We start from the raw sequence: 8,475 nt of genomic DNA, 5'->3' as shown, positions 1-8,475 counted from the left end.
GGGACCTCACCGGCGGATTTCCATCAAGGCCAGCGGCACTCAAAACGCCGCACAAACAGGCCGGACATATGAAAGCAACCGATCAAAGCCATCGCGACCACAAAGCCCTTGCCATAGGGGGCGTCCACATATGAATCAGAAAACCGCCCAAAAAAGAATCCCCTTTGAATCAGCCAAATGTCATCCCGCTCTAACTCCTCGCCCAGCCAATGATATCTACGGCGGAAAACTCTAACCGCAACTGGTCCAGAATTCAGGTGGCAGAGCACCTGAAATGGAGGCGGCGCCGTTCTCACAGGTCAGAGCCGCACGCATCCCCGCAGGGTATCGCGCAGCACTGCAATTGAATTGCTGAGCGAGGCTTCGCCTTCCAGCCGCCCGTTGATACGTAGCATCACCGTCCCGCTTTGCTGCATGAGCAGGGGAACAAGTTGCGTACCCGTCACGCCGCCGATCCATTGAGTGCCGTTCGCATTGGCGCGCTGAACGGATATGCTAACGAGCCGACCGGAGAAGTTCCACGTCATCGTCATCGCATTGTCGGCGGAGGGCTTGTTGAGCAGCATCGCCATGTAGGGCTTTCCGCCTTCACAATAGAGACTGAGGGCTTCGATGTTGGGCGATGCCGCGGCGCTCACATAAGCCATGGGCGCGCGACCTTGCACCGGTACAACTTCCCAGGGTGTACCGGGAAGCGGCACTGCCGTTTCGGGCGGGCTTTTGTCCAACAGCGTCTTGATTTCCGGCGCAATCGGCAGCCTAACGCCCGAAGCAGACGGATAAACTGTTAGCTTGCCGCGCTCCCAAAGGCCCACCTGCACCGCACGGCGCGCCGGGTCTATTATTATATAGGCCTGCTCCACACCGCCCTGATGCTGCGCATTGCCGGAAAGATAGTAATAGTTCCCAGCCCGCTGCAATGGCGAGACGGCTGAGAGATTGGTCCGCAGCGCAGCCATCTTCGGCCCCATCCGGGCCTTCAATGCCGCAGCCAAGGTACCCTTATCGAACAGGTCGATATTGTCCTTGGCGTAGCTTCCCGGATATTTGCCGACGAGGCTGGCGAGATTGGTCCATTCCGCTGGAATGCCTTGCACGGCCACCGCCGGCTCAGGCCGTGGCGGCAGTGGCGTGCCAGCAAGAGCGCTGCCCTGGCAGAGCGTGAACGGGCCGCCACCCGTGAAGGCCGCATGGAAAGAAGCCGGGCGTTGGCCGCGCGGCAGATCGGATTCAAAGCGGATGACACCGCGCTTCTCGTCGTCGTTCACATACATGAGAACCCGACCAAAATCATTGCTGCTAACTGGAAAGGGAAAAAATACTGCCATGATGCCGTCATAGCTCTGGCCCATGAAGGTGAGAGCATATTCCACCCGAGGGGGCTTTATTTCCCGACCATTGGCGCGGAACGTCATGCCCTTTTCATCGATGGTTACGCGCGGTTCCTTTGAGCAGTCGCCGCGCGGGGCGTAGCTGCCAAAGATATGGTCGACGCCCTGATCCTTGAAGCTGGATAGTGGTAGCGCCTGCGCACTTGCGGCAGCAATCGTGGCAATCGCACAAGCGGCAAGACCTACACCCGAAAGGCGGATTGTGGACGGCATGTGAAATGGCAATGTCATGTCGAATCCCCATCGAAGTGGTGACGGTTTTCGCGCGCACATGGCTCAGTCACGAGGTAAATTGGTGCGCCGGTCGCCTTGATCCTATTTGGCCAACAGGATAGCTGACTTAAGGGATGGTTTGGTTCTGGTCATGGATGCCCCCACGTGAAAGCCCTGCCCGGCAGGGACCGTGACGTGGTTAATACGATCTTGATGACTCTAAAATGAACGGGAAGGAATAGGTGAACTGACCTGACCCCCTGGTTTCCACCAGCCGGGATCAGAGCCCGGCCTTTTGCACTGCTATCCAACTTTCGACCACGCGGGTCATGCGCTCCGGATCGGGCATGCCGTACCGCAGCCGCATCCAAAAGTCGTCGGCGCGCGCTCGACCGCGCCAAGGCTGAAGCGCTGACAGCAAGCATCGGATGTATAAACTGATATCTTCGGATCTGAGATGGCACACCTCCCACCGCCCCGAGCAAAATAATAAAGTGCCATAATAAAGTTCTTTACCAAATGCCGAAAAACTGCTCATCTTCCAGCCGAGCGGCGAGAATCTTTTCCTCTCCGGAAATCTCCTTCTGGCCACTCCTCAAACTCGGGGCAGCTCGGCGAGCTGCCCCATTTTTGAACATCGACAATCGGGGACAAGGACGGGTTCGCGCAAGAAACGAAAAAATCGAGACAGGGAGAGATAGGGTGATGAATAAGAAAGCCTATTGGTTGGCAAGCGCCGTCGTGATGGCGTTGCCACAGGTCTCAAATGCTCAGGAAGTCATAGCCGAAGAGCCAGATGGCGGTGACAATGTCATCGTCGTGACAGCGCAACGTCAGGCGCAAAGCTTGCAAGACGTACCGATCGCTGTCAGCGCATTCAGCGCTGAGGCGCTTGAAAGCCAGCAGATCGAAAATGCCTCGGATCTACAGCTGACGCTGCCCAATGTATCTTTCTCGAAAGGCAATTTCACCTCAGCTTCATTCACTATTCGCGGCGTTGGCGACCTGTGCGTCGGCGTCACCTGCGATGCTGCGACCGCAATCCATGTCAATGGATCCCCCTTGTTCGGAACACGCCTGTTCGAGACCGAATATTTCGATCTGGAAAGGATTGAAGTCCTTCGCGGACCTCAAGGCACCCTGTTCGGCCGGAATGCGACCTCCGGGGTCGTGAATGTTGTGACCGCGAAACCCAAACTCTCCCGTTTCGAGGCTGAAGCGCAATTCGAGTATGGCAATTTCAACAGCATCGAAGCGCGTGGCATGGTCAACGTCCCGATCGGGGATATGATCGGCGTGAGGCTGGCGGGCATATATGTGAACCGCGACGGTTATACGACGAATCTCTATGATGGATCGGACATCGACGCTCGGGACCTCTATGCGTTGCGAGGCTCCCTTCGTTTCGAACCCGGTCCTGATACGACGATCGATCTCATGGGCTATTATTTCCGGGAAAAGGACACGCGCCTCAGAAACCAGAAACAAACGTGCCAACGCGATCCATTGGGCGTGCTCGGATGCCTGAACAATCGACGTGATTTCGATACCACGAACGCAAATTCAACGGTCGGTGCGACGCTCAGTTCATCCGAGTTCTTCGCCATTCAGGGCATTCCCGCCGTGCTCGGCCTCGGCAGCCTTTATGGCCCTGATGGGTTTTCCGGGTTTCAGGAGCCTGGCGATGTGCGTGTCGTCAACACGGCCTATACCCCTTTCTATTTTGCCGAAGAGCTACAGGTGCAGGCGCGCCTTGAGCAAAAATTCGGCGCGATGACCCTGACGGCCACCGGCATTTATCAGGATACTGAAGTCGATTCCAGGCAGGACTATTTTCTTGGAATTCAAAGCCGTGCCGGTTTCGCCCCGGCGCTCAATACGTTGGACTTTTTTGCGGCTAACGGATTACCGACAGGTCTTGCTCCGCCGGCGCCAGCCTTCATTCCCGGCTCTTCGGCCTATTTTTCGCCGATTGCCGGCGCTCTAATCCCGGACGGTCCGCAGGGCGTGCTGTGCACGTCGGATAATGATGATGGAAGCAGAGGCGCTTTCGAAGGGAACTCGCTGTGTTCCGAAACGCCGCTTTCTTTCGATCGATCTTCGGAACAACGCGAATCGTGGAGCGGAGAGCTCATCCTCACGAGTGACTTCGACGGGCCGTTCAATTTCCTGTTGGGCGGAATTTACGCGAAATCGAAAACCACCGACAATAGCTATTATGTGAACTCGTTTGCGCTCGATTACGCCAGTGCCGTATTGGGTTCATTCGGCTCCTTGTCGGGCGGCCTTCCGCCATCCTATTTCGCGACGTCGATGTATCGGAACAACTCGCTGGAATCGAATCTAGAGAGCTATGGCATTTTCGGCGAGGTCTATTTCGATCTAAGCGACCGGCTGACGTTGACCGGGGGGCTGCGTTACAATAATGACAAGAAGGATGTGACGGCGCGTACGACGCTGATCAGTTTCCTGAACCCTTATGCCAATGATGGAGATCCGTTCGATACCCCGATAACGCCCCTCACCGGGCCGTCTGGGCTTTTCGATGCCGACCCGGGGACGCCGGGCCAACAGCTCGCCCAGTTTCGCGAAGTAAGCTTCGACGAAATTACCGGACGAGCAGTTCTGGCCTTCGAGGTTACGCCGGACAATTCACTCTATGCATCTTATTCTAGGGGTTACAAATCCGGCGGGATCAATCCTCCGCTTTCTCCGATTTTCGCCGTCAGCGAGAGTTTCGGCTCTGAAACGATCGATGCCTTCGAGATCGGCTCCAAGAACGTCTTCGCAAACGGCGCGTTACAACTCAATGCCACCGCATTTTACTACAAATATAGTGGACTGCAGCTCAGCCGCATCGTGGCAAGAACGTCCGTGAATGACACGGTTGACGCCAATATCTGGGGTGTCGAACTGGAGTCTGTCATCAGGCCGGACCCGAACTGGCTTATCAATCTGTCCTTCAGCTATCTCAATGCCAAGGTCGCCGGCGATCAATTCTTCTCCAATCCGCGTGATCCGGGCGGCGGGGATCCTGATGCCGTGATTATCAAGGACATCAGCAATGGTGCGCACTGCGCTGTCACGGGACCTGCGCCTGGCGTTGCTGATGCGTTCGTTGCGGGCGTAAATGCGGCTCTCGGCCTTCGCGCACCGCAGGAATTTCCTTCGGACGGCAATATCGCCTCCAGCGGCGCGTTCGGCATTTGCGGTGTCCTCGCGAGCGCTATCCCTGCGAACAGCGGGATCCAGGTATTGAGTCCTGGCGTCGAGGTTAACATCAAGGGCAACACATTGCCGCAAGCGCCGAATGTCAAGGTCTCGATGGGCGTGCAGTACACGGCAGAGGTCGGGAATGGTATGACACTCGTCCCCCGCGTCGACATTTCCATGACCGGAAAGCAATATGGCAATATCTTCAACGGCAGAATTAATCGCATCCAACCTTTCGTACAGGCTAATGCAGTTTTGCAGTTGAATGGTGCCGACGAGCGCTGGTTTGTCCGGGGGTTCGTTCAGAATATCTTCGATAGCAACTCAGTTACCGGACTTTATGTCACCGATGCATCTTCCGGTAATTTTACAAATATCTACACGCTTGATCCGCGGCGTTATGGTGTCGCGATCGGCGCAAAATTCTAATGCTTTAGCTGTCCCAATCGATCGGGAAAAATTATACCGCATGAAAATCGCGGCGTCGGAGGGCCAGTAGCAGGCCCTCCGACGCCGATTTCATGCGCCAATTGCAGTCTTGGGCGAGGAATGGGTGTGAGATACGTCCGGCGTGCGCACTGCGGAAACTTGCGTCTCGCGCGAGCGATATGGGAGGCACATTGGCTCCTGCCCCTCGAATCTGACCGGCCCCCACCGAGTGGTCCGCGTGGACTGTTAGGTGTTTAGTCCCAGCATGTGATGGAGTGGTTTCATATTGAAGATATCTGGCTTGGATTTCCGGAGCTCTTCGATGGCCTCGTAGGTTGTCTTGAAGCGCAGAGCCTTCAACTGCTTGGCGAAGTTGTAAGCGACGAGCCAGTCGCGGACATGGCGGCGCAGTTCATTGATCGACGTGTAATGGAAGGATTTGACGGTGGCCTCCTTGATGGTGCGCACCATCCGTTCGGCCTGGCCGTTGGTCCATGGGTGATAGGGCTTGGTGAGGCGATGCTCGATGCCGTTCTGCTCGCAGACACGGCCGAAGATATGGCCGATCCATCCCAGTGGCCCGCCTTGGTCCCGCTGCACGAACTGTACGCCGTTATCTGTCAGGATGGTGTGGATCCTGGTAAGTGATAATTTTCCCCCACGCGGGGCGGACGGGCGCGGGCTTCGATTAGAAGCTGGCGCCTAATTTCGTTGTATCTAATTTCGATCGTGCTTTGCTCAGGCGGCGTTGGCGGTGGCACTCGTTTCGAACGTCATTTCGGCGGCCTTTGTATCGACCCAGTTCCCAGGTAGCAGGTCATCGATGGGCTCGCCGTCGCCGCGGGTGACGATGCGGGCAAGGACGTCGGCCAGGTAGGCGGCGGGGTTGATCGCACCCAGCTTGCAGGTCTCGATCAGCGACGCGATCGCCGCCCAGTTCTCGGCGCCCAGTTCGTGGCCCGCGAACAACGCATTTTTCCGTTGGAGTGCGATCGGCCGCATCGACCGCTCCACCGGGTTGTTGTCGATGTCGATCCGGCCATCGTCGAGGAACCGGACGAGCCCGGCCCAGTGGCTCAGTGCATAGTTGATCGCCTTGAGGGTCGGCGAGCCGCTGAACATGCGCCGGCGCTTGGCGTCGAGCCAGTCATGCAGCTCGTCGACGATCGGGCTGGACCGCGCCTAGCGGACGGCAAGGCGCTCCTCGGGCGTGCGACCGTGGATCTCGCGCTCGATGTTGTAGAGCAGCCCGATCCGGTGCAGCGCTTCGGTGGCGATCGGCGCGCCATCGCCCTTGCCGCCGGCGTCGAAGAAGCCGCGGCGAACATGCGCCCAGCAATAGGCCAGCACCGAGGGTCCGCCGGGACGTCCCGCCTTGCCGAACTGGCCATAGGCTTCATAGCCATCGACCTGCAGGATGCCGTGATACTCGCCGAGGAGCTTCGCCGCCCACATGCCGCCCCGGCCCGGCATGTAGCTGTAAACGATCGCGGGTGGATCGACCCCGCCATGCGGGCGGTCGTCGCGGACCATCGCCCACAGGTAGCCCGTCTTCGTCTTGCCGCTGCTCGGCGCCAGCACCATCGCGGTGGTCTCGTCGACGAACAGGCGATCGCTCTTCAGAAGCTCCGCCTTCTGCCGGTCGACGATCGGCTTCAGATAGCCCGCCGCGCGGCCGACCCAGCCCGCGAGCGTCGCGCGATCGATCGTCACGCCCTGGCGCGCCAACATCTGCGCCTGCCGGTAGAGCGGAAGGTGATCAGCGTATTTCTTGACGAGGATATCGGCGAGCAGCGCTTCCCTCGGCAGGCCGCCCGGCACCACATGCGCGGGAGCCTTCGCCTGCGCGACGCTATCGCCGCACGATCGGCACACCATCCTCGGCCGCACCGTCACGATGACGCGATATTGGGCGGGGATGATGTCGAGTCGTTCGGACCGATCCTCGCCGATCCGGTGCAGCGCACCGCCGCAGCCCGCGCAGCAGCCGGCCTCCGGCGCGATCTCGATCTCGTGACGCGGAAGATGCGCCGGCAGCGAGGCGCGGGTTCGTCCGCCGCACGCTTGCGCCGCGGCGGCGCGATGCCGGTGGCTTCCTCGCCCTGTTCGACCAGCAGTTCGGCTTCGGCCATCGATACGTCGCGATCTTCGAGCGCCAGCGCGAGCTGGCCGCTGTCGATCTTCTCCGACCGCTTGCCGAAGTGCATGCGATTGAGGACATCAAGAAGGTGCTGGAGCCGGGCGGAGCGGAGCCGTTCGGCGATGATCATCGCCTTTAGTGCCTCGACGTCGTCGGGCAGCTCTTCCACCCCCTCGCTCATGGTGCGGATGGATACATTATTTCGCGGTTTTCTGCCCGTTTTGTGCGGCAAGACGAGTCATTTTCACGGCCTATAACGCCATCACCGGACGCGCCACACGCGGGGCATGAACACGCGCCCAGTCGAGCCCTTCGATCAGCGCCGAAGCCTGCGCCGCGGTAAGGCTCATCACCCCGTCGCCGAAGCGCGGCCAGCGGAACGTGCCCGTCTCGAGCCGCTTCGTCACCAGCACCAGGCCGGTCCCGTCCCATAGCAGCAGCTTGATCCGATCGGCGCGCTTGCGGCGGAACACGAACATGATTCCGGAGAAGGGGTCGCGGTTCAGCTCGTGCTGCACGAGCGACGCCAGGCCCACCATTCCCTTGCGGAAGTCGACCGGCTTCACCGCCACCAGCACTTTGAGTGGTCCCGGCGGGATGATCATGTCGACACCTGCACCGCGAGCAGCACCCGCTCGATATGGTCGGCAGTCACGCCGTCGGGAATGCGGATCGTCATGCCCTTGATGTTGATGCGGATCTCGGCGCCGCTGCCCTGCGCCTTCGGCTCCTCGACCATTGCCGGAACGAAGGCCGGCGCGTCGTCCGATTCCATCCGTTCGCGCGCTTCCCGGCGCCAGGCGTAGAGCTGCTGCGGCAGGATATCGTTCCGGCGCGCGATATCCGCGACGTTCGCCCGCGGCGCCATACTCTCGGCGATGATCCGGGCCTTCGCTTCCGGCGTCCACTGCCGACGCTCGCGACCCGCCGGGATCACCTCCATCGGGCGAGCACGACCGTTCCCGTTGCTTTCGAAGCTACTTTCGAACGTCGTTACATCGCCCATCGCTAGTTACGCTCCCGATACAGAAGGCGCGCAACATAACGATCTCAGAACATTCGAAAATGTGGGGGTAAATTAGCGCTTAC

At 59.3% G+C, this 8,475-nt stretch carries 4 protein-coding genes and 2 pseudogenes; 1 reads left to right on the top strand and 5 read right to left on the bottom strand.

Going from position 1 to position 8,475, the window contains the following annotated elements:
- Window positions 1-299: 299 nt before the first annotated feature.
- Window positions 300-1,622 (bottom strand): Ivy family c-type lysozyme inhibitor, encoded by a 1,323-nt coding sequence (locus tag QOL79_RS19475; protein WP_039575466.1) that lies wholly within the window; start codon window positions 1,620-1,622, stop codon window positions 300-302.
- Between the two features lie 687 nt (window positions 1,623-2,309).
- On the opposite strand from QOL79_RS19475, the gene QOL79_RS19470 reads away from it, so the two are divergent.
- Window positions 2,310-5,246 (top strand): TonB-dependent receptor, encoded by a 2,937-nt coding sequence (locus QOL79_RS19470; protein ID WP_054588702.1) that lies wholly within the window; start codon window positions 2,310-2,312, stop codon window positions 5,244-5,246.
- Between the two features lie 246 nt (window positions 5,247-5,492).
- Here the strand turns inward: QOL79_RS19470 and QOL79_RS19465 are convergent.
- The 4 genes and pseudogenes from QOL79_RS19465 to tnpA form a co-directional block, all read right to left on the bottom strand.
- Window positions 5,493-5,885 (bottom strand): annotated as a pseudogene (locus QOL79_RS19465) (integrase core domain-containing protein); the annotation flags it as partial.
- 99 nt (window positions 5,886-5,984) lie between these two features.
- A pseudogene (tnpC, locus tag QOL79_RS19460) lies at window positions 5,985-7,567 on the bottom strand (IS66 family transposase).
- Between the two features lie 70 nt (window positions 7,568-7,637).
- Window positions 7,638-7,991, bottom strand: a complete 354-nt coding sequence (tnpB, locus tag QOL79_RS19455; RefSeq protein WP_054588704.1) for an IS66 family insertion sequence element accessory protein TnpB — start codon at window positions 7,989-7,991, stop codon at window positions 7,638-7,640.
- Window positions 7,988-8,392, bottom strand: a complete 405-nt coding sequence (gene tnpA / locus QOL79_RS19450) for an IS66-like element accessory protein TnpA (protein ID WP_081997356.1) — start codon at window positions 8,390-8,392, stop codon at window positions 7,988-7,990. The genes tnpB and tnpA overlap by 4 nt, the downstream gene beginning before the upstream one ends.
- Window positions 8,393-8,475: the final 83 nt, after the last annotated feature.

Origin of the sequence: Sphingopyxis sp. Geo48, from assembly GCF_949769155.1 — a bacterium.
In the GTDB taxonomy this organism is placed as follows: domain Bacteria; phylum Pseudomonadota; class Alphaproteobacteria; order Sphingomonadales; family Sphingomonadaceae; genus Sphingopyxis.
This window is presented reverse-complemented; position numbering and strand designations above follow the sequence as displayed.